19 protein-coding genes and 4 pseudogenes are annotated in these 20,727 nt (G+C 70.7%); 17 read left to right on the forward strand and 6 right to left on the reverse strand.

Going from position 1 to position 20,727, the window contains the following annotated elements; all coding sequences use genetic code 11:
• The first annotated feature begins 23 nt into the window (after positions 1-23).
• The 6 genes from ABT403_RS26080 to ABT403_RS26105 all read left to right on the forward strand — a co-directional run bounded on the left by ABT403_RS26080 (position 24) and on the right by ABT403_RS26105 (position 8,067).
• Positions 24-2,087, forward strand: coding sequence for a hypothetical protein (locus tag ABT403_RS26080; RefSeq protein ID WP_344161789.1), 2,064 nt, complete (start codon positions 24-26; stop codon positions 2,085-2,087).
• Positions 2,088-3,136: 1,049 nt separating this feature from the next.
• On the forward strand, positions 3,137-3,376 hold the full coding sequence (locus ABT403_RS26085; protein ID WP_344161786.1) for a hypothetical protein: 240 nt from the start codon (positions 3,137-3,139) through the stop codon (positions 3,374-3,376).
• Positions 3,377-4,460: 1,084 nt separating this feature from the next.
• Positions 4,461-4,829, forward strand: a complete 369-nt coding sequence (locus tag ABT403_RS26090) for a hypothetical protein (protein WP_344161783.1) — start codon at positions 4,461-4,463, stop codon at positions 4,827-4,829.
• A gap of 523 nt (positions 4,830-5,352) precedes the next feature.
• A complete protein-coding gene (locus ABT403_RS26095) occupies positions 5,353-5,868 on the forward strand; it encodes an Imm50 family immunity protein (protein WP_344161780.1) in 516 nt (171 codons plus the stop codon).
• Positions 5,855-6,250, forward strand: coding sequence for an Imm50 family immunity protein (locus ABT403_RS26100; protein ID WP_344161777.1), 396 nt, complete (start codon positions 5,855-5,857; stop codon positions 6,248-6,250). Before ABT403_RS26095 ends, ABT403_RS26100 begins: the two co-directional genes overlap by 14 nt.
• Before the next feature lie 461 nt (positions 6,251-6,711).
• Complete coding sequence (locus tag ABT403_RS26105) at positions 6,712-8,067, forward strand: tetratricopeptide repeat protein (RefSeq protein WP_344161774.1); 1,356 nt, start codon at positions 6,712-6,714, stop codon at positions 8,065-8,067.
• A 220-nt stretch (positions 8,068-8,287) separates the two neighbouring features.
• On the opposite strand, the gene ABT403_RS26110 is transcribed toward ABT403_RS26105, so the two are convergent.
• The 3 genes and pseudogenes from ABT403_RS26110 to ABT403_RS39075 all read right to left on the reverse strand — a co-directional run.
• Positions 8,288-8,749, reverse strand: coding sequence for a hypothetical protein (locus tag ABT403_RS26110; RefSeq protein ID WP_344161771.1), 462 nt, complete (start codon positions 8,747-8,749; stop codon positions 8,288-8,290).
• Between the two features lie 784 nt (positions 8,750-9,533).
• Positions 9,534-9,890 carry a zinc-binding dehydrogenase gene (locus ABT403_RS26115; RefSeq protein WP_344161768.1) on the reverse strand — a complete coding sequence of 119 codons (357 nt, stop codon included), beginning with the start codon at positions 9,888-9,890 and terminating at the stop codon, positions 9,534-9,536.
• A gap of 202 nt (positions 9,891-10,092) precedes the next feature.
• Positions 10,093-10,317 (reverse strand): annotated as a pseudogene (locus ABT403_RS39075) (alcohol dehydrogenase catalytic domain-containing protein); the annotation flags it as partial.
• A gap of 88 nt (positions 10,318-10,405) precedes the next feature.
• Here ABT403_RS39075 and ABT403_RS26120 point away from each other — a divergent pair.
• The 4 genes and pseudogenes from ABT403_RS26120 to ABT403_RS26135 all read left to right on the forward strand — a co-directional run.
• A complete protein-coding gene (locus ABT403_RS26120) occupies positions 10,406-11,341 on the forward strand; it encodes an AraC family transcriptional regulator (RefSeq protein WP_344161765.1) in 936 nt (311 codons plus the stop codon).
• Between the two features lie 109 nt (positions 11,342-11,450).
• On the forward strand, positions 11,451-11,738 hold the full coding sequence (locus tag ABT403_RS26125) for a hypothetical protein (RefSeq protein WP_344161762.1): 288 nt from the start codon (positions 11,451-11,453) through the stop codon (positions 11,736-11,738).
• Between the two features lie 51 nt (positions 11,739-11,789).
• Complete coding sequence (locus tag ABT403_RS26130) at positions 11,790-12,356, forward strand: hypothetical protein (protein WP_344161759.1); 567 nt, start codon at positions 11,790-11,792, stop codon at positions 12,354-12,356.
• A 126-nt stretch (positions 12,357-12,482) separates the two neighbouring features.
• Positions 12,483-12,575: pseudogene (locus ABT403_RS26135) on the forward strand (IS5/IS1182 family transposase); the annotation flags it as partial.
• A 93-nt stretch (positions 12,576-12,668) separates the two neighbouring features.
• Here the strand turns inward: ABT403_RS26135 and ABT403_RS26140 are convergent.
• Complete coding sequence (locus tag ABT403_RS26140) at positions 12,669-12,995, reverse strand: hypothetical protein (RefSeq protein ID WP_344161756.1); 327 nt, start codon at positions 12,993-12,995, stop codon at positions 12,669-12,671.
• Positions 12,996-13,615: 620 nt separating this feature from the next.
• Here ABT403_RS26140 and ABT403_RS26145 point away from each other — a divergent pair.
• From ABT403_RS26145 to ABT403_RS26155, 3 genes and pseudogenes are all read left to right on the forward strand, one after another.
• Positions 13,616-13,879, forward strand: a pseudogene (locus tag ABT403_RS26145) (DUF4259 domain-containing protein); the annotation flags it as partial.
• A gap of 219 nt (positions 13,880-14,098) precedes the next feature.
• On the forward strand, positions 14,099-14,602 hold the full coding sequence (locus ABT403_RS26150; RefSeq protein ID WP_344162338.1) for a metallophosphoesterase family protein: 504 nt from the start codon (positions 14,099-14,101) through the stop codon (positions 14,600-14,602).
• A gap of 567 nt (positions 14,603-15,169) precedes the next feature.
• The gene (locus ABT403_RS26155; protein ID WP_344161753.1) at positions 15,170-15,601 is read left to right on the forward strand and encodes a VOC family protein; all 432 of its coding nucleotides are present in this window, start codon (positions 15,170-15,172) and stop codon (positions 15,599-15,601) included.
• 117 nt (positions 15,602-15,718) lie between these two features.
• On the opposite strand, the pseudogene ABT403_RS26160 reads toward ABT403_RS26155, so the two are convergent.
• A pseudogene (locus ABT403_RS26160) lies at positions 15,719-16,178 on the reverse strand (hypothetical protein).
• A 201-nt stretch (positions 16,179-16,379) separates the two neighbouring features.
• Complete coding sequence (locus ABT403_RS26165; RefSeq protein ID WP_344161750.1) at positions 16,380-16,883, reverse strand: MarR family winged helix-turn-helix transcriptional regulator; 504 nt, start codon at positions 16,881-16,883, stop codon at positions 16,380-16,382.
• 68 nt (positions 16,884-16,951) lie between these two features.
• Here ABT403_RS26165 and ABT403_RS26170 point away from each other — a divergent pair, with 68 nt between their 5' ends.
• From ABT403_RS26170 to ABT403_RS26185, 4 genes are all read left to right on the forward strand, one after another.
• Entirely contained in the window at positions 16,952-17,665 is a 714-nt protein-coding gene (locus tag ABT403_RS26170) for a hypothetical protein (RefSeq protein WP_344161747.1), read from the forward strand.
• 5 nt (positions 17,666-17,670) lie between these two features.
• A complete protein-coding gene (locus ABT403_RS26175; protein WP_344161744.1) occupies positions 17,671-18,510 on the forward strand; it encodes an SGNH/GDSL hydrolase family protein in 840 nt (279 codons plus the stop codon).
• A gap of 419 nt (positions 18,511-18,929) precedes the next feature.
• Positions 18,930-20,381, forward strand: a complete 1,452-nt coding sequence (locus ABT403_RS26180; RefSeq protein ID WP_344161741.1) for a glycosyltransferase — start codon at positions 18,930-18,932, stop codon at positions 20,379-20,381.
• A gap of 129 nt (positions 20,382-20,510) precedes the next feature.
• On the forward strand, positions 20,511-20,723 hold the full coding sequence (locus tag ABT403_RS26185; protein ID WP_344161738.1) for a hypothetical protein: 213 nt from the start codon (positions 20,511-20,513) through the stop codon (positions 20,721-20,723).
• The last annotated feature ends 4 nt before the right edge of the window (positions 20,724-20,727 follow it).

Here is a 20,727-nt window from a genome sequence, read left to right on the forward strand (position 1 = left end):
CTCCCTTCATCGACGCAAACGGTGTGCACCTCTTCGTGCCGCCGGGCGCGAGTCTGGACACCGACCAGCAGTTGGAGGCGGCATCCAGTCAGCTGCTGCAGAGCCCGATGGGACGCAGGCTCGTCGCGGCTCGGATGAGGTTCGGAGTCCGCCCCGGGAACGTATCGGTCGAGTGGTTCGACTTCTCCTGGCTTCAGGGCGAAAAGCCCTTTCCAGGGTTTCAGGTGGACGCATTCCACAATGACATGCTGAATGCGCTCAGGGCGGCAAATTCCGCCTTCGATATAAAAGGTGAGTACAGTATCGCGGCGAAGTCTGTCGATTACGCAGACAACAAGCAGATCTACGCGGAGCTCGGAGCGAAGCAAGCGGGCAAGCTGCTGGAGGTCTCGACGAGCAACGTGTTTCAAGGTACCCATTCCGAGCAGATCCCGCTCGATCGCATCCGGGCCGCCGGTCCGCTGAGCCTCCAGCGAATGTCCAAGGGGATCAGTGACGCGGCAGCAAAATCACTGACCGAATCGATCTTGGCGAAGTCGTCGGTGGGGCTCGCGAGCGAGAACAGTCCCTGCCTCAACAAATGCGACAAACAGACCCAGGACTTCCAGCGCAGGCTCGCCATCGCCCATTACGGCAAGGGCGGAAGCCCTGACTCCAAGGCTTCCGTGGCCGCCTCACAGAATGTCATGGGAAAGGCCGCCCCCAAGCTGCGACGGGAGATGAGCCGGAAGTCGGAGCAGGAACGCAGGGAGGCCGTGGGGCTCAAGCCGGACTGCGACACCGGGGTGGCGGGCCGGTCCGGCGAGGGGGGCGGCGGCCGTGGCGTGGTGATGGCGGCGGCGCTGCGTAGGCAGGCACCCTGTTCCTCGGAGGGCGGATCCTCCTCGGGCGGTCTCGCCGAGGCGCTCGCGTCGCAGGACACCGGCGGCATCGACTTCTCCACCCTCGAAATGCGCTACCTGTCTGACAACCCTGGTTCCGGAGGGCTGCAGTACTCCTTCTCTGCGAAAGCGGCCGCGCCAGGGCTCCAGCAGGACATCGACGCCGGCCTCGACTTGCTCACCACCAGCATCGAGGACCTGAGGGCCTGGCTCGTGCTGGAGCCGACCAAGTTCTGGGTGAATCTCAACCCGAACGAGCCGGGCAGGATCGTGGACGCCGATCTCGGCCAGACGAACGCCGGCCGCGCGCTGCTCGAGGCAGACCTGCAGATGAAGCGCACGGAGGGCAAGCTCCTGGACCCCGAAACCGACTTCGGCGCACGCTACTGGAAGGCGCTGAGCGGCCCCTCGGGTAAGGGGTGCTATTCATCGAGGCTGTGGATCGTGCCCGGCGACGTCCAGGTACGCGAGGAGGGTGGGTCGCTCTACATCCTCAAGGCCTCCCTTGCGGTGAACGCGAAGGCCGAGCACATCGCCGGACTGCCGCAGTCGTGTGACCCCGATCCCGAGAGCGACGCCCGCAACGAGCGGCTGGAACAGACGACGGTGGTGCCCAAAGTCGTCGAGGCGGTCAACACGGCGCCGGAGTACGCGCCGCTGCGCCGCGCCTTCCTGGCCCGCATCGTGGCTCAGTGGATCCGCAAGCGGCACCAGGAAGGCCACCCCACGTCCTTCGACAAACTGATCGACTCAGGAGATCTCGGCCCGGCCAAACTCCAGGGCGACTGGCGGCCTCGGCAGGTGTTCGACGACTACGTTCACTCCATCGAAAGCGGCGAGTTCACCTACAAGCAGACCACCGAAGAGGGCGACACCGTCGTCACCTCCACGATGGTGTTCGGCGGGGTCGACTTCAGCAAGCTGAACACCAACCCCGTCAGCGCCGAGCAGATGAACAGCCTGTACCCACGACTGCCGCAGACCGTGAAGGCATCGAAGGACCACCCGGCGTCCGCCCCGGACGGATCGATCTGGCTGGGCGAGACGGCCGCCTCACCGGGCAGCAGCCTGTGGTCCAGGACCTCCGACGCGGTCGGTGATTTCGCGGCCAGCCGGACCGGCGTCATGGTCATGCTGGTCGTCGCGCTGGTCGTGGTCACCTTCGGAATCCGCAGCGGCTCCGGCCGCAAACGGCAGCCGTCATGAGCCGCAAGTGACCTGAGGCGGAGATTTGTCGTTCGTGGGCATGAGTGGCCCGGGCCCGAGGATTCCGCCGTCGTCGGTCACTGATGCCCAGCGGGCGGCGCTGGAGGGCTGCCTACGTTACCCGGCAAGGACCCAGGCCCTGGCTCAGCGGTCGCGCATCGTGCCGGAGTGCGTTGAAGACCCGACCAGCGCCGAACAGCCCTGGCCGGACGGGCCCGAGGGCGGACCGCCGATTCCCTCACCCGCGGGCGCGGCGGCCGGCGCACGCTCCCCGGCATCAGGGCCGGGCTGTCGCCGCCACGCTGCTGAGCCGGGCCGCCACACCAGCAGTGGGCCGTCGTCGACGATGTAGTGCCGTTTCAGCAGCCGAACAGGTCACTCACCCCGGTGGGTCCCGGTGTGGGCCTCTGTCGCCGGGCGGGTCCGACCCGCTGCAACCCGGCTGCGCTTTACGGTCATCCGGCTGGCCGGGGCGTCGAGGGCCGCTTCCGGATCCGGCACTCCACCCCCTCGGACACCGAGGGTGGTCAGGCGGCGAGATCCCGCCTGACCACCCTCGCGGACGCCGAGAACATCAGCTGCCTCACGGGCGGCGAGGGCCGGCGGCCAGGGCGAGGTTCGTGCGGCACCTACTGGAGGGGCGGCCCACCCGCCGTCGATCGCCCACATTCGCAAACCGCTGTGGACGCCCCTCCACGACCCGAAGCGCTCGGGCAGATCCACAGGAGATTCCTCGGGAAAGCCCTCGACCGCGCTCCGGCTTCCAGGTGACACTGCTTCCATGGGAGTTGGCATGTCGGCCCGCGTGTGCGGAGGCTGTGGGCACACGCGTGGGGTCCACGCCCCCTCCCTGCGGCGCTGCCTCGGGGCCCCGGGCCAGGGGCCGGCCTGTGGCTGCACCCTGTTCTGGCGTGAGGACGAGCCGGTCGACGACCGCCCCGGGCCACAGCCCTGCGAGGAGTGCGGGGCATCCCGTGCCGGCCTGTGCAGGTGCGAAAGCGAGAGGTCTCCTTGGGAAACCGGCGAATGGCTGGTGTGAGGGACGTGGGATGAGCGCCGATTCCGAGGGAGTGGTGATGCTGGCCGTCGGCGCCGTACCGTTGCTCGCGTTCGTCGTCGCCCTCTGGTGCCTGTACCCGGATGCTTGCCGAACGTGTCACCACCGGCCCGGGGACCACGAGGCGGGCACCGGTCCGTGTCACAGCGAATTGTTCGACATCGACGCGACCGAACCCAACGGCAAGCAGTGCGACTGCTCGACGTACAAGGCCCGCCGCACCCGGGAATAGTCGCCGTTCGCCTCAAGGCCGCGAAGATACGACAAGCCGGGGCGACCGGCGAGCCGGGTCTCGCCGACGACGGTGAACCCCGCACGAGCCGGCACGGCCGGCCACGCCGCGTCGTCGAGCGTGGCCGGGGCGGCATGTGGGTCAGCCCGTACCTTGCGCCGGAGCCGCCACCACCGCCTCTGCCAAGGACGACCACCACCCGGGCGCGGGCGGTGCGACGCCGGCCGGGACGGGGTGGTCGCCGGACTACCCGCTGAACGAGAACCAGCCGACGCTCGGAACGACTGACCTGGTGCACTCCCAACCCGCCGCGATGCCAGGCGGCCCGGATCCGGACCACGTCCACGAGGACCTCCCTGCTCCCGGCCCAGGCCCGGCAACCGATCTTGCCTCAGTGTGGTGCGGTCGCAGCCACCAGGAACATCGGCAACGCCAGGAAGAGCCGGTCCTCCCCGGGCCGCGCACGCTGATCGGCGAGCCAGCGGTCCGTCTGCTCGGCCGTGATCGCGCCTGTGGAGCGAGCTCCCTCGGCCAGTCCGGCGAGCACGGGCCTGGAAGGCGAGCCCGTACCCCGTGGAGTGGGCGATCTCGACGGGGGAACGTCCCTGGCCCTGCTCGCCTGCCTCTCCGGGAGCTTCGCCGTCCTACTGACGGCGCGGGGGTGCGCTCAGCAGCGTCGCCCCGTGAGCCGTCGCTGCCCGGCCACGGGGGACGGGCTACGCGTGGTGAGGGGGAGGGGTCACACTGTGGGCCGGAGGCCTACCTGGACGCCGCGCTCAACGACCGGACCTCATCGATCCGCATGGCCCCCAGGGTGAAAGGACGGCACCCCGGCGGGGGACCGAAGCCCCACCTGAAGGGGCTGAAGGATCGGCGCCGTCCCCTTGGACGTCGGCCAGTCCGCCCGGGCCACTCCAGGGGCGTCGGAGGCCGAACCGTCCCCACACAGCGGCACACGCAGTTGCGACTGGTCGACGTATATGGCTTTGACCGGATCCGGTCCACGAAATCGTCCGCCCGTGCGACATGCTTCGGGCTGTCGTTCTTCCCGGCCCACGGGGAGAGCAGGAGACGGGAGGACCGCATGTCTGCACGACGCGTCCTGACTGGGGCCGCGTTAGCGGCGACGGTGGCTGCGGGTGTTCTGATACCGACGACGGCGAGCGCGGCGCCCACGGGCGTCACGGGCGCCTGCGGCACCACCAACGCCGCCTACACCTCGGGCGCCGAAGCGCACTGGACGATCCAGTGCAGCGGCGGCAACGTCAGCGTCACCGGCTGGGTGAAGGACACCGACGCCGACGGCCAGTGTGCCCAGGTGTACGCCTACTTCCCGTACACCGGAAACTGGAAGTACAGCGCCCGGGCATGCCCGAAGGGCGACGTGAAGGAGTTCACTCTGACCGACCAGGGGTCGACCGGCGCGAACGTCTACCTGCGCGAGATCGGCTGACCGGCCCCTTGCAACGACTCCCTGCCGTGCGGCTGGGCGTATGGCGGATCGGCGGCGTCGGCGGTCGGCGCCGCCCTCGGGCTCCGTGCCAACCGCCACGCTGCCTTCGCCGTCCCCGCGTCATGCAGGGTACGAGCCCGAGTTTCAACGTTCGGCTTCGGCAGCGCGGCGGCTGCCCAGACGAGAACGTCGTGTCCACGGCTGGTGAGCACCCGTGAACACGGCGCCTCCCCGGCCGACAGGCGCGTCGATCGATACCGATACGCCGCCGTGCCGCCACCAACGGGCTCGGGCTCGGCGGAGGGGGAGAGCGCCGCCAGTGGATCCCATCCGGCGCACGGTCTCCACCAGCAGCGCTCCGCCGGCTTGCAAGACCACTCCCGATCCGCCCGCCGATAACCGGACCGTGGACGGGGGGTATCCTCCCAGCTCACGTGTGCTTCCTTGATCTCCATCCGCCGCCTGGGCCGAGGAGTCGCCGGTCTTGTCGGGTACGGAGCACCCCGAGCGGAGAGGCCCACCCATGTCAGCCGACGGATGGCCGGAGTTCCTGGTCCACTCCGAGCCGTTCGCCGCGCTCTACAGCGAGCTGCCGGCTCTGGAGGGACTGGTTCTCAGATCGGTGCACCTCAGTCCGTACGGTCAGGCTGTGACGTTGCGGGTCGAGCTTCCCCGCTTTCCCGACCTCGCTCCGCCGGAGTGGACCGAAGCCGGCTGTGACCGCTTCGAGGCCCAGATCGAGTTCTCCGCGGTCGAGGACCTCCGGATGCGGGGTGTCCCCGACAGCACCGTGGTTGGCATCGAGTTCGGCCCCCGGATCCAGACCCCGGAGCGCCGGATCAGGCTCGCGGTGAGCGGCCCGGAGTTCTCGCTGGACTTCACCACGCACGGCCTCAAGGTGGGCCGTCTCAATGCCTATCGCTCCAACGACGAGGACCCCTACTCGGCTCGGCGATGGTTCGTGAGTCCCTTGGACCAGCGCAGGCACCAAGGGGTGCTGCCTCCCACGACCGCGAAGGTGTTCTATGAGCGAGTATGACTGGTCTGCCGAGGTGGCCAACTCCGAGGCGGTCCGCGACGTCCTCGGCTCACCTCCACCACCGCTCACCGACTACCACCTCGACTCCGTCCTCATCGACGAGCGCGAAACATCGGTCACCTTGAGGTTCTCCGCGTTCGGCATCCCGGCCGGTGCCGCCGACCTGTGGCAGGCCCGCGGCCACAACGCGGTCGAGTTCGTTCTGGTCTGCGTCGGCGTGAAGAACTTCGAGGTGGACGGCTGGTCCGGCTGGCCCACGACCGTCGCCGCGCTTGGCGGGCGAACCGTTGTGCTCGCCGGCCAGGACAAGCACGTGTCCTTCGAGACCGACGAAATTCGTGCTCTCCCCCCGGTCGGACGCCTGTGGAGCCAAGCAGAGTGACCTCAGCTCGACAGCCGACGAGGAACCGGCGCTTCGAGGCGTTCAGCTTGAAGGTGAACGTCACGGCCCTCGGTCGGGCCTGCGCAAGTGGCGGTCAGAAGACATCGGTGGTCCACATGCTGTGCATGTGCATGTCCCATGCGATGTCCAGGGATTCCTCTGCTCCCTCATGCCACGCGCGTTGCGCGGCGTCGTCCGGCACGGTGCGAGGCAATGCGAGCCGCGGCTGTCACACGGCAAGCGCGGACAGCGCCTCGAACAGCGCCGGATGGAGACACCAGGCTGGTTTCCCATCGGTGGCGCTTCAGTCACAGGGCTCGGGGTACGCCGATACGCGCCCTGCCGAGCGCGAGTAGCGCAGGGCTCGTGAGCCTCTGAGGGTTTGCCTGGACTTGTCCGTGTCTCTCGGATCAGTCCGGGCCCGCGTCCGCGGCTGGAACGCCGGTCACTACAGTGCACCCATGGACGCCGCCGTACTCGACCGCCGGACCCGCACGCACACCGAGTGCGTACCGCCCGTCCTCGTCGAGCGTCTGCTCGCCCTCGGCCATGCCGACGTCGTGCGCGCGCAGGCCCTGGCCGGGGACGGCGACTGGTTCTGCGCCCGGGCCTGGGCGCGGCGGCTCGACCGGCAGGGCGATACGCGAGGAGCCCTGGCCGTGCTGGCCCCCTATGTGGGCACCGGCTGGTACACGGCGGCCGAAGAAGCCGCCCGCCTCCTCGAAGCGGTGGGCCGCGCCGAGGAGGCCGTCGGCGTGCTGCGGCCCTTCGCCCGGGACGGGGAGCGGTCGGCGGTGCGCGCGCTGGCTCGGCTGCTGGCCCGCCGTGGCCGGGGCGAGGAGGCGTACGCGCTGCTCCTGCCGCACATCGACGACTGGTACCTGGCGGAAACACTGGCCGACGTCGCCGCCGGGCTGGGCCGGGGCGACGAGATGGCGACCCTGCTGGCGGAGCGGATCGCGGCCGACCGCACCTGCACGCGGTGCGGCGGCCCGGACTGCCCGCGCCTGCCGGAACCTTCGAACGCGGTGGCCCTCCTGGCGTCCCTCCGTGAGCGGCAGGGCCGCCCCGACGAGGCGCTTGAGGTGCTGTACACGTACGGCTCGGCGCCGGTGAACGACCACGACCCCCTGGCCGAACTCCTCGTACGGCTCGGCCGGATCGACGAACTGCGCACCTACGCGGCCGACGGCGAGCATCCGTCGGCGGTCCGCCGGCTCGCCGGGTTCCTGGAGGAGCAGGGGGACGTGCCAGGGGCCGTCGAGGTCTACCGGCCGCACCTGGAGCGGGACCTCGGACACCCGCGGATCCTGCTCGCCCAGTTGCTGGCCCGGCACGGCCGGGGTGATGAGGCCATCGAGGTCCTGCGGGCGCGTGAGACGGACGACGACTGCACCCTGGACCAGTTGTGCGGGCTGTTCGCCGCCGAGGGCCGCGCCGAGGAGGGCCTCGCCCACCTCGACGCCCTCAAGGAGCGCCGGGGCCGGGAGGAATGGGAGCTGTTCCGGCTCCGCGGCCCGCTGATGGCGGCCTGCGGACGCCTGGACGAGGCGGCGGCGCAAGCCCGCGCCCACCCGGAGGGCGGGACACCGTACGCGGTGGAGAGCCTGGCAGTCCTCCTGGCCGACTCCGGCCGCCTGAAGGACGCCGTCGCCCTGCTGGAGACGGCCCCGCTGGAACACCGTCACACCCTCGCCCCGCTCCTGGTGGAAGTGGGCCGCATCGACGAGGCCGTCGCCCTCCTACGCCTCCCGCTGCCCCCGGCACCCTCGACCTGGGGTGCGGGCTCGGACTACAGCGACTGCCCGCCCTTCTAGCGGTTCGGCCTCTAACGCTGGAACCGGTCGGTCGAGGGTTCGCGACGAATGATCCGGCGGAGGTGGCTGAGCGCCGGGCGACGGTGGAACTCCCGGGTCATCTGCGCCGCCGCCGCGCTGCCCTCACCGCAGGGCGCATCGCGCGGTGGCGGGTGTAGTGGTGGGGACGGCCCCCGCCGGAGTGCCGGCTGCGGGGCTGTCGTGGTGATCGGGGTCAGGTTCAGAAGATGCTCCCGCCGCCCTTGCCGCCGCCACCGCCGCTGCTGGGGGTCTCGGTGAAGACGCCGTAGTCGTAGTTGGTGGGGATGCCGTGGTCGGTGTTGTCGCCGCCCTGTTCGGTGCCTCCGGCTCCACCGGTGGGGGGCTTGGTGTCGTCGTCGTTGCCGGGGGGCTGGGGCTGCCCGCTGCCGCAGCCGCCGAAGAGGCCGCAGCCGCCGTCGCCGCCCTTGTGGGTTCCGGGGGGCTGGGTGTCGCCGCCGGTGGCGGTGCTGTTTTTGTTGATCTTGGTGAGGTTGCCGGATTTGAGGAGGGCGTCGAGGAGGGGGTTGTCGCTGTCGGTGGTGACGTGGGTGGTGGTGTGGGTGGGGGTGGCGTGTGCGGCGGTGGTGGTGAGGGTGATGCCTGCGGTGGCGAGGGTGGTGGCGATCATGAGCGGGGCGAGGCGGCGGGCCGTGATCGACATGGCAGGGGCGTCCTTACCTGGCTGGGGGAGGGGTGGCGGACGAGCGGGGCGGTAGGGGTTCACGCCGTGTTGTTGTCCGTGTCTCCATTGGGCCCCAGGCCGATGTCGGCGGTCACGACCCGGGATCTCGTGTCTTGACAGCCCCGCCTTGCCACTGCTCGCGGAACGGTCCGTCCACCGGGCCGACGCCGGGCTCGTAGGCCCTGCCTGCCGGTCATCCCGTGACACCGCAGGCCGCACCGGTCAGGAACAGGGGTGCGCCCGGCCACGGCCCGGCGAAGCCGGCGGACCGGAGCCGCCTCATTCCCTGCTCCCGCCAGGCTGTCGTTGGCCGGTCCCGTGCGCAGCACGGGGACGCCGGGCGGGCCTCCCCTGCCGGAGCCGGGACCCGGGGTGGGGCCAGGGGCGGGGGCGAGGATGACCACGGTGACTTCCCGCCCGGCCGCCCACGCGTCGACCGAGGCCGACGCCTCCCCCAGAGCCGGATCAGGTGCGCAGTCGAGGTCCAGGACGACCGAGTCGACGCCCGCGCCCAGCCGTGTCAGCGCCGAGGCGAGAGCGTCCCCGGCTGCGGCGTGGCGGAAGGGGTGGGAGGGGTCCGGGAGCGCGCAGAGGGTTACCACCGCCACGGATCCGTAGAGGCGGACCTGCACCGTGTAGGACCGCACCGTGGGCTCCCACTCACGCGGGGTACCGGCCCTGCAAGCAATCGGAGGCAGCTGTGCTGCGGCTGCGCGAGACGTGGCCGCAGCGGCCGGCGAACAGTAGGGTGCGGCCAGCCGTCTCAGGGGATGATGACGACTTTGCCGCGGAGGCGGCCTGCTTCACTGAGGCGGTGGACGTCCGCGAGGTCGGCCAGCGGGTGTGAGGCGCTGACGTCGAGGGTGACCTCACCCGCGTCGACGAGGTCCACGAGCGCCGCCAATTGCGCCACATCGTTGCGGGTGACCATGTGCGTCGCCGTCACCCCGGCGTCGGCAGGCGGGTCGATGGGGGTCGCGATCGAGACGATCCGCCCGCCCGGCCGCACCGCAGATGCCAGGCCAGTGGCATCGTCTGGGCTCAGCGGTACGAGATTGAGCAGGGCGTCTACCGGGCCGTCGAGCGCGGCGGGGACCGGCGCGGCGGTGTAGTCGATCACATGGTCCGCCCCATGTCGCCGCACTGCCTGGTCGCTGCGGGCGCTGGCCGTGGGAGGGTCGCGGCGTGTGAGAGAGGAACGGACGCAGGCGCCGGGACCAGCAGTGCAGCCGGTGCCCGGACGTATTCGGCAGCCGCGCCGGCACCCTCCAGCCGCCCGACGACTCGGTCGCCGACGGCGAACCCCTCGGCCCCGGGCCGATCTCGGTAACCGTGCCGGCGACGTCCCAGCCCAGTGTGTAGGGGAGATCCACGGGCAGGAATGCCTGCAGCAGCCCGGCGCGCAACGCGGCCCCGGTGGGATTGAACGAGGTCGCCGCGACGCGGACGAGCACTTCACCGGTGTCGGGTCGAGGCCGCGGAACATCGTCGTAGCTGATCACGGACGCGTCGCCGAACGCATGGATACGCGAGGTCTTCATCTTCATGCCGTGAAACCTACGGCCGCCCGCCGAGACGATCCATGCGCCAGGGTGCCCCGTTCATACGCGTTCGTCTCGCGCATACGCTCGCCCCATGGATGTGCTCAGCGAGGTGATCACGGTGGCACGGACCGGCCGGCCCCGGTCGGCGTACGTGCGATGGCACGCCCCGTGGAGAAAGGAGTTCGCGTCGGTACCGGGTTCGGCCGGCTTCCAGGTGATCCTGGAGGGGCGCTGCTGGCTCCTGTCGCCACACGCGGCGCCGGTCCCACTGGACGCGGGTGACGTGATGTTCCTGCCGCACGGCACCGGACACACCCTGGCCGACAACCCGGCAACCGCGGTCACCATGCCTGCCTGCACTCCTGACGACCCCGAGCTGCCCGGGCCCTACAGATCGGAGAGCGTCGACCGGCTCGGCCAGGGCGGTCCGTCCACCGTGGTGCTCTGCGGCGCCTACCAGCTCGACCCGTCCCGAGCACACCCCCTGCTGCTGACCCTGCCCGACATGATCCACCTGTCGGCAGACCGTAAACGTCACCCGGAGCTGCACGCGGCGGTGCGACTCCTGGCCTCCGAGGTGGGCAATCCGCGCCTGGGCACCACGGCCACCGTCCCCGCACTGCTGGACACGCTCCTGATGTACATCCTGTGCATCTGGCTTGCCGAACAGCCCGCTCACGGCAGCGCCACCGGCTGGGCCGCAGCGCTGAACGACCCGGCGGTCACCGCCGTCCTCCACGCCGTCCACCGGGAACCGACAGCCCCCTGGACCGTGGCGAAACTCGCCGCGGAAGCGGGACTCTCCCGGGCGGCATTCGCCAGGCGCTTCACCTCGATGATCGGACAACCGCCCCTCGGCTACCTGACCTGGTGGCGGATGACGACGGCAGCCCGCCTGCTGCGGACGACGGAAGCGCCTTTGAGATCCATTGCCGCCCAGGTGGGGTATACGTCCGAGTTCGCCTTCTCCAACGCATTCAAGCGCACGCATGGGTTGGCCCCCGGTGCATACCGGCGCAGGAGTTGAATCGGCCGCAAGGACCGCGAGTACGTTGACCTGTACACGACTGGGCACCTTCGGGTGTGCGCCGGCACACGGCACACGACATGTGGCCCGGCCCAGGCTTCGGCGGCGGATGCCTGCCCAAGGCCCTCGCCGGATTCATCAATCGCGCCGCGCCGATGACCTCGAAGCCGGCCAGGCCCTTGACAACGCCAGCAAGCTCCACCCCGAGCTCGACTACGTCGAAGGCCCCATCGCCGCCGTCCTCGGCGTGGACCTCGTCCTCCACCTCACCGAGTGGCACCACTTCACCACCATCGACCCAAGCGGCTGGCCACCCGTGTGGACAGTCACTCATTTCGGCTCTGTCGGGGATGCTGTGACGTCACGGGCCCTGGAGCATAGGATCAACCATCGCTGAAACCGGCTGGGCAGGGCCTTCTGTACCGTGGCGACCTCTTACCTTGCTGCCATGGGAGGGACCAACAGAACGGGACGGGTCGAGTTGACGCACGAGGACGCCCACGCGGGTGAGCGCGGTACCCGGGCGCGGTGCCTGCCCGAGCCGTGGATGTGTGATGTCTTCCATGTCGATGGCAGCCTGAGGGACATTCGGGTCCTCGACACGACCCGCGTCGAGTGGATCGCGGTCCTTGAACGGCTGCGTGTCGTAGCCGACGAGACCGAGGTGGAGCACCCCTACGCCCGGCTCGATCCAGTGCGTCCCGCCCCCGCCGACCTCTTCCGGGCCTGGGCAGACGAGCCGGAGGGCCAGGGGACGAGCTTCGCCTTCCGGGCGCGCTTCGGCGCCGTGTGGTTTTTCGCTCTGCCCTACGACGAGGAGGAGATCGAGTTCTCCCTCTGGCCGGAGCACGTGCTTGACGGTGAGGGGGTTGCCGCCGTACTGCGGTTTCTGGTCGAGGTTGCGACGGCCAGTCATCGACGCGCACTGCTGACCGCCGAGGTCGTCCGGTACACCCCGGAGCTGCCGACGCTGATCTCCCACGACCCCGACACCGGTCTCACTTCCCACATCTGAAGGGCGTGGTGGATGTCTCGCGTCATTCGGCCCTGTGGGCATCCTGCGGTGCCGCACGGTCATGGGGAGATCCGCAAACAACGTAGGACCATCTGATCGTCGACCGCCACGGCACCCCCGATCGTCGTCACGCTTACCGGCGGGAACCGACATGACGTCCCCCAGTTGTTGCCGCTACTGGACGCAGTCCCAGCGATTCGGGGTCCACGCCGACGTCCCCGCCGCACTTCATTCTGAAAGATCAGTAAGGGGCGATGCGCCAGATTCGGTAGCAGGGTGGCGAAGTCGATTTGCTGCCCTTCCGGGATGAACTCAGATGAGGTCGAAAGTGACGCTCACGGAGCCGTCCCAGTCCGGTGCATCCATAAGCGTGAGGGTTCCATCCTCGGCCTCGACGACTTGCACCGTGATCCCGCCGCGGTCCTCACCGGGAAACGCAATGGAGAAGTGGGGATCCATCTCGACGAGGAAGTCCCAGCCCTCGCGTTGGGTCGCGTCAAGGACGCTGGCATGCCGTCCGGTTGCCCGCCACTTGCCGCCCGCGTCGACAGTGACGGTGATGTCGATGTCGTACTCCTCAAGGCAGGTCGCGTGATTGGCCCACCATTGGAGGCGGGCCTGACCCGCGAATCGATCCATGAGCACACTATGCACGTTGCCCAGGCCGTATGGGTGAGTGTCTGCGCGGCTGTCGGCCGTCGTCGGTCAGGCCGCGAGACAGAACCGCATGGGGCAGACCGGACAGGCCCTCGCTTCATCCGGCGGCGCCTCGGACGCCGGGACCCCGCCCTCGTCACGGAGCGGCTGGCGGGATCCTGGGGACGGTCACCTGCTCAAGGAGGTTTTTGATGTAGTCGCGGCGCCGGTCGGAGTCCGGCCAGGTCAGCTGACGCACCGCCGGTCGGCAAGCTCGGGGAACCATCTCCTGATCAGCTGGCTCAGTTGTCCTCGCTCATGGGGGCCGCCTGGGGATGATCCCGGACAACTCCGCCGGGACCAGGTACTCCTGACTGCCTTGCGGTCCGCCCCCCCGGCGACGTCGCCAGCTGAGCCTCCACGTGGCCAGTGGCCGTGCAGGCGTCGTCCCGGGCAGCGGCTGATATCGGGGCCGAGGGGGCGCTGTCCCGCTCTCTCTGTGGACGGGGACGGGTCCACGCTGCAGGCTTCGGCCTTCTCCGCAAACGGGTCCTGCTCGCCCCGTAGTCGTGTTGTCAGTGCCTGATGCGAGGATCCGGGCGACCGTACGCAAGGAGATCAGCATGGGCACCTGGGACACCGGTCCCTTCGACAACAACACAGCCGCAGACTTCGCCAGCGCACTCGACGAAGCCGAGCCAGAGGCACGAGAAGCCCTGATCCGAGGCGTCCTCGTCCGGACGATCGACGCAACCGGCTACCTCACGGAAGCGGAAGAGGCGGTGGCCGCCGCCTTGATCGCGGCGCAATGCCCGGCAGGCGACTCCGTCGACATGCCCTACGGCCCGGAAACACCCATGCCCCTCTTCCCCTCCGACCTGCGCGCAGTGCTTGCCTCGCCACCCCCTTCCATCGCTCTCTTCGACGTCCAGCCGCAACGGAGCGTCACTCCCGCGATGGCCCGCCGGTCTTCGTCGTCGCGGTGGACGAGGCGGAGGGCAGCCAGGGGCAGGGGCAGCCGTCGAGGGCGGGACGTCCATCGCATGGGCCTGGCCGTAGGGGCACGTCGCACGGCCAGACGGGGTGGCCCCGTCTACCGTGGCGGCATGCGCCTGTTGTTGACCTCCGACACGCATCTGCCCGCGCGTGCCAAGAACCTGCCGGACGCGTTGCTGGACGAGGTCGACGCGGCCGATGTCGTCATCCACGCCGGGGACTGGACGGACGAGGCGACGCTGGACCTGCTGGAGGCCAGGGCCCGGCGGCTGATCGGCGTGTACGGCAACAACGACGGGCCGGCGCTGCGTCGGCGCCTGCCGGAGGTGGCCCGGGCCTCGCTGGAGGGCGTGCGGTTCGGGGTGGTGCACGAGACGGGCGGTGCCGCTGGGCGGGAGCGGCGCTGTGCCGAGCGCTTCGCTGATCTGGACGTGCTCGTGTTCGGGCACAGCCACATTCCGTGGGACACGACGGCTCCCGGCGGGCTGCGGCTGCTCAATCCAGGCTCGCCGACGGACCGTAGACGGCAGCCGTTCTGCACGTTCATGACCGCAGTCGTCGCCAGTGGGGCGCTGGCCGACGTCACGCTGCACCAGCTGCCGCGGCGCGGCTGATCCGTCGGTAGTGCAGCGCCCGGCGGGCAATCGGCAGGAGTCCGTGTTCTTGCCGGTGTACAGGTACGCCGAGGCCACCCGAGACGGCACCGCTCCGCATCCGACGGCGACCCGAATGTTCCCCCCCCCCGGGAGGGTGTTCCGGCACGGGTGGGCTCTCTTCCAGCGGGCGGGTTACCCGGCCGACCCCGAGCTGGCCTCGAGACACGTCGCCGGCGGGCGCTCGGGAGACCAGCTCTGAAGGCAGCGTCGAGTCCGCCACCGGATCGCTGCGCGTCCACTCCTGGGAAGACGGCGTCATCGACGATCTGCCCGACTCTGCCGCACACGGCCCCGGCCTCTACCACCAGCGGCCCTTGGGAAGACAGCGGCGAGCACAACTTCACGGATCTTCGGCAGCACGGAAGTGGCCGGCCGGAATCGCATCCCAGGTTTCCTTCGGCGAGGCACTGACCCCGGCTCACCCCTGCGACCGCACCACGCGGCAGCGGATAGCAGGCGCCTCCTTTCGACCCGTGCGGGCCTCCCGACCTGGGGAGATGAGCAGGCCCCTGTTATCGTGCGCCGATGTCAACGATCAAACAGTTCCAAGTGACCTTCGACTGCGCGGATCCTGTGCGCCTCGCCGCCTTCTGGTGTGAGGTGCTGGGGTACGTCCTGCCGGCGGTCCCGGACGGCTTCGCCACGTGGGAGGAGTGCTTCCGCTCGCTGCCGCCCGAGGATGCGGTCTACTTCGCGTGTACTGATCCCTCGGGTGTGGCTCCGCGTCTGCTCTTCCAGCGAGTCCCCGAAGGCAAGGCCGTCAAGAATCGGGTGCATCTCGATGTACGGGCCGGTGCCGGCCTCGTGGGTGAGGAGCGCCTGGCCACGCTCGAGGCCGAATGCGCACGGCTGATGGCGCTCGGCGCGAAACACGTGCTGACGCAGCGCGCCGATGGCGTCAACGAGTCGTGCATCACGATGCAGGACGTCGAGGGCAACGAGTTCTGCCTCGCCTGATTCTCGCCCGAGACCGCGGGGTGGGGAGCCGTATCCGGCCTTCGGGGACCTCGGTGCAGCCTATGTTCCCGAAGGCCGGCCTCCTGTGGACCGCTCAGGTCCCGCATGCGGCGGGAGTCATCCCGTGAGAGTGAGGTTGTGCAGGCGGGCAACGCCGTGCATGGCGTAGCGCACACCGTCGCCTCTCAAGCGGCAGTCGCGCAGGATCCTCCAGGTTTCTCGCCCTCGCGTCGGCGGTGCGGCACGATCAGCCCGACCGCCCGCTTGGCGCCGGACTCGACCCAGGCCGGGCAGTCGTCGCGGTTCCCCGCCAGTGGCCGGCGGGCCACCATGACCAGGCGGCTGTCGGCGTCGACGATCAGCACCGGGTCCTTGGCCAAGCGCCTGTGCGGGGCCGGCGCGAGCCCGGGGCCGAGATGGTCGATGACGCGGTCGGCAGTGGCAGCCGGTCCTCCCGGGACAGCTTCCACGTCCGACCACGGCCCGCCGCGTCGCCGCTGCCTCATCAACGTGCCGAAGGCACGCGGCTCAGCCCAGCGAAGGGGGCCGAGCAGGAACAGAATGCCCTGGAGCACAGCCGGTCCTCATGCCGCTCGCGCGCCCGGGATGGTGGCGAGTGGATGGCGAGTGCGGCGCTCCACCTTCGGCAGCAGCGGTTCGATCACCGTCCGCAGCCCGGTCCTCGACATGCAACTGCTTCGACCGAGCCACCCCACGCCCCCCGGACCCTCACTCCCGGAGCGATCCGACCACCTCGAAGCTCACCCGATGGGGGTTCTCAGTCGCGGTTGCGGTAGCCGGGGTGGACCCCCGGAGTCAGGCCCTGCTCGGTGGCGATGCGTGCGAGGAGGCCGGAGAGGTGCGTGCGCTGCTCCGGGTCGAGGGCGGCGAGCAGGGCGTCCTCGTGGGCCGCGGCGGCACGGGAGACCGCGCCGAGGGTGCGTGTGCCTTCCGCCGTGAGGTGGAGTTCGTGGTTGCGGCGGTCTGCGGCGCTGCGTCGCCGTTCGACGAGGTCCTTGCCCTCCAGATTGTCGATCAGCGTGACGACGCGGCTCGGTACGACGCCCAGGTCCTCGGCGAGGGCCCGCTGGCTGCGTCCTGGCTGCGTGGCGATCATGCGGAGCAGCCCGACGTCCGCCGGCGCCAGACCCAGCTGACCGACGCGTTCGGCGAAGCGTGCGGCGGCGTGCGCGCCGATCTGGGCAAGGAGGAACGCGGCTCCGCGCGGCCCGGTGGTGGCCGGGTCGGGGCCCGTCGTAAGCGGTTGCGGGGGAGTGTCCACCCGCCTATCGTAAGCCAAGCGAAATGATTCTCCACGATGAACGATTTGCCCGAGAGAATGGATCCGCCGTGACCGTGACCCCGCACACCGTCAGCCCGAAGGCACGCAGCCGACGCGACCCGCAGGCCGGGCCGCCACCCGGCATCCTCGCGGTGGTCTTCACCGGGCTCTTCCTCGCCGGGCTCGTGCTCAGCACCCTCCTCGCGGGGGGCGACTCCTTCCCCTCGCCCTTCGGGCCCACCGACACGGTGACCTCCTACTTCCGTGACCACACCGGCGCCGTCCAGGTCTCCGGGACCCTGCAGTTCGCGGCGTCCGTGCCACTCGCGATCTACGCCGCGACCGTCTCGGCACGGCTGCACAAGCTCGGGGTCCGGGCCCCCGGCGCCACCATCGCCCTCGCCGGGGGAGTCCTCGCGTCGGCCTTCCTTGCCTGCTCGGGGCTGGTCACCTGGGTGCTGTCCCGGCCCGAAGTCGCGAGCCGCGGCGAAACCGTACGCGCCCTGCAGTACCTGGCCTTCGGCCTCGGCGGCCCCGCCCACGTCGTCCTGCTGGGCCTGCTGATCGCCGGCATCGCCGTACCCGGGCTGCTCGCCGGCCTGCTGCCCCGCGCCCTGGCGCTGGCGGGCCTGGCGATCGCGACCCTGGCCGAACTGTCCACCCTGGTCCTGCTGACCGACGCCGCCGCCCTGCTGCTGCCCATCGCCCGGTTCGCGGGCCTGCTGTGGCTGATCGCCGCCGGGTTCCTGCTGCCGCGCCGCCGTGTCCGCACGGAGGGCTGACCGGCATGAAGAACACCGCCCCCGACCCGGCGGAACGGATGCTCCGCTTCCACCAGCCCGAGAGAGTCCTGCGACACCTCGGCCCCGCGCCCGACGAGGCCGCGCTCGCCGCCCTGTTCCGCCTCGACCGGTCCGGCTACCGAACGCGCCTCGACCGGTTCGAGGAACGGAACCGGTCAGCCGCCACCGCACTCGCGGCCGCTCCGGGAACGGCAGCCCTCCGTGCGGGCCTGCCGTTCCGGCCGGGCCAGCACGTGATGGCCGTCGGGGAGAGCACCACCGCCGACCGGCTCTCCTGGTTCGAAATCCTGCGGCACCTCCTCCCGGAGGGCGTCCGCTGCACCAACACGGCCGTATCCGGCAGCACGACGACCCAGGCCCTGGCGAACCTCCCGCAGCTCGCGTTCCACCAGCCCGACTGGGTGCTGTGCATGCTGGGGGCCAACGACGCCCAGCGACTGGACGGGGTCCCGCTCGTCGCCCCCACCGAGACCCACCGCACCCTGCTGGCCCTGCGCGACGGGGCGGTCCGCCGGACCGGGGCCCGCTGGATCTGGCTCACCCCGCCCGCTGTCGACCCCGGCCGCATCGCGGAGTACGCGCACTTCCGGCGCGCGGGCCTGTCCTGGGACGGGGCGGACCTCGACACCGTCGCGGAACTCCTGCTCGCCCAGGCCGAGACCACGGTCGACACCCGGGCCGCCGCACGGGGCCACCTGGAGGAGGACGGCATCCACCTCACCCCGGCCGGCCAGCAACGCATCGCCGCGACCGTGCTCGAAGCACTCGGTTCCCCGTCGACTCGGGAGAAGGCCATCTCCGGCCCGTCGGTGCCCCAGCCGTGACCGGGCCGCCTGCCTGTCACTCGGCAGCCGTCCGCGGGCCACGCCACGCCGATGCGGTACATCCACGCCCGTGTCCGTCGGGAGTTGCTCGAAGAGCCGTACCCGCCCGACTTCCCGCCGGTCGGGCGGCAGGAGGGTGATCGCCAGGGGTGGTGGGGGCGGTCATGGGCACGGGCGGACGGCCGCCGAACCGTGGCGAGGCCCGCTCACCCTGGTCACCGGCGCCGTCGTCCTCCTCGTCGCCGTATGGACCCTCGGGCCCGGACTGCGCCTGGGCGGCTGGCGGCCCTCCGACTGCCCGGCTACCGTCGGCGCCGCATGCCCCGACGCCTCACCGTCCCCGCGATCTGACTGATCATTACACTGTCCATGATCATTTGAGCGCCGGGGAACGGGGTGGCACGGGGGTGGAGACGGTCATGGCGGGAGTGGACGTGGCCCAGGCGCTGGCGGGCCGCCGACCCGAGGCGCAGGACCGATTCCTGACGGAGCGGTCGTCGGTGGTGGCCGACGTGATGGCCCACGGCTTCGGCCGTCGGTACCCGGACCTGGCGGCCAAGACCGGCTTCGCGCGCTGGCAGCTCGCGGCTCTGGTGGTCGCCGTCACCGCCATCACAGCGGCGGTGGCGTTGGTGCCATTGGCCGCCCTCGCACTGCTGACCGCAGCGGTGACGGCCTACAGCCTCCTGAACGCCGTCATCGCGGTGGCCGGCCTGCTGCACCGCAGGCCCGGGGCGGCTCCCACGGACCCGCCGGTCCCCGACGAGGAACTGCCGTCCTATACCGTCCTGGTGCCCGCCTACCAAGAGGCCGAGGTGATCGGCGGGCTGGTCCGGCACCTGGCCCAACTGGACTACCCGCCGGACCGGCTGGAGGTGCTGATCCTGGTGGAACGGCACGACCCCGACACCCGACGGGCCGTCCTCGCGGCGGATCCGCCGCCGTTCGTCCGCATCGTTCAGCTTCCGCCCGGCCCGCCGCAGACCAAACCCCGCTCGGTGAACCTCGGCCTCATGCTGGCCCGCGGCGAGCTGCTGGTGATCTTCGACGCCGAGGACCGCCCCGACGTCGCCCAACTGCGCTGCGCCGCAGCCCGGTTCGCCGCGCGCGACGGGCGGACGGCCTGCGTCCAGGCTCAGCTGCTGTTCCGCAACGCCACTGGGAACTGGCTGACCAGGCAGTTCGCCATGGAGTACGCCCTGCGGTTCGGACTCGCCCTACCCGGGCTGGAACGACTGCGCCTGCCGATCCCGCTCGGCGGCACCAGCAACCACTTTCGCACCGACACCCTGCGCGCGCTGGGCGGCTGGGACGCCTGGAACGTCACCGAGGACGCCGACCTCGGCATGCGCTGCGCCGCGATGGGCTACCGCACCGAAACCATCGAATCGATCACCTGGGAGGAGGCCCTCGACACGGTCGGCCCGTACGTCCGGCAGCGCACCCGCTGGTTCAAGGGCTTCCTGACCACGACCATGGTCCACACCCGCCGCCCCGGCCGGACCCTGGGCCGGTTCGGCGTGCCCGGGGTGCTCGTGCTGCTCGGCGTCGTCGCCGCCGCTCCGGTGACCGCCCTGCTCCAGCCCCTGCTGAGCGTCCTCACCGTGCTCGCCCTCACCGGTCCGGTATGGTCCTCGACCGGTGCGGGGCTGGTGGTACCGGCCGTGGCTGCCCAGGGCGTCTCCGTCGTGGTCTGGATCGCCATCACGTTCGTCGCCGCCCGGCGGGCGGGACTGGCGGCGCCCTGGCTCGCGCTGTTCAGCCCGCTCGTCCCGATACTGTGGTCGGCTGCCGCATGGCGGGCCGCGCACCAGCTGGCGTTCTCCCCGTTCAGCTGGGAGAAGACCCCGCACCGGCCCCACGCGGACTGATCCGGACGTTGACCACCAGGCGGTCCCGGCCATCGGATCGCCGACTGGTTGGCGCCGCGCCGGCGGCATCCGCTGCGCAGGCCACCGAGTCGGTGCCGGGCCCGGCCGCGCTGCGGGTGGGGGTGGCCTATGAGCAAGAAGGCGCCGCCCGGTGGGGGCCTGCGCTTCCCGCTCGGAACCGGCGACGTGACGGCGAGCCCCGGAGCGAGGGGCGGGGAGCCGTGGACGCCCGTACGGGGACGCCGCGGCGCCACCAGCGGACACCGGCCGAGCCGTACGGCGCCGTCTCGCCACGCCGAGGCGGCGGCTCCGGCCATCCGGATGCGCGTCGGCGGCAGCTGACACA

The sequence above is a fragment of the Streptomyces sp. NPDC000075 genome (genome assembly GCF_040301925.1).
Taxonomy (GTDB): Bacteria; Actinomycetota; Actinomycetes; order Streptomycetales; family Streptomycetaceae; genus Streptomyces; species Streptomyces polychromogenes.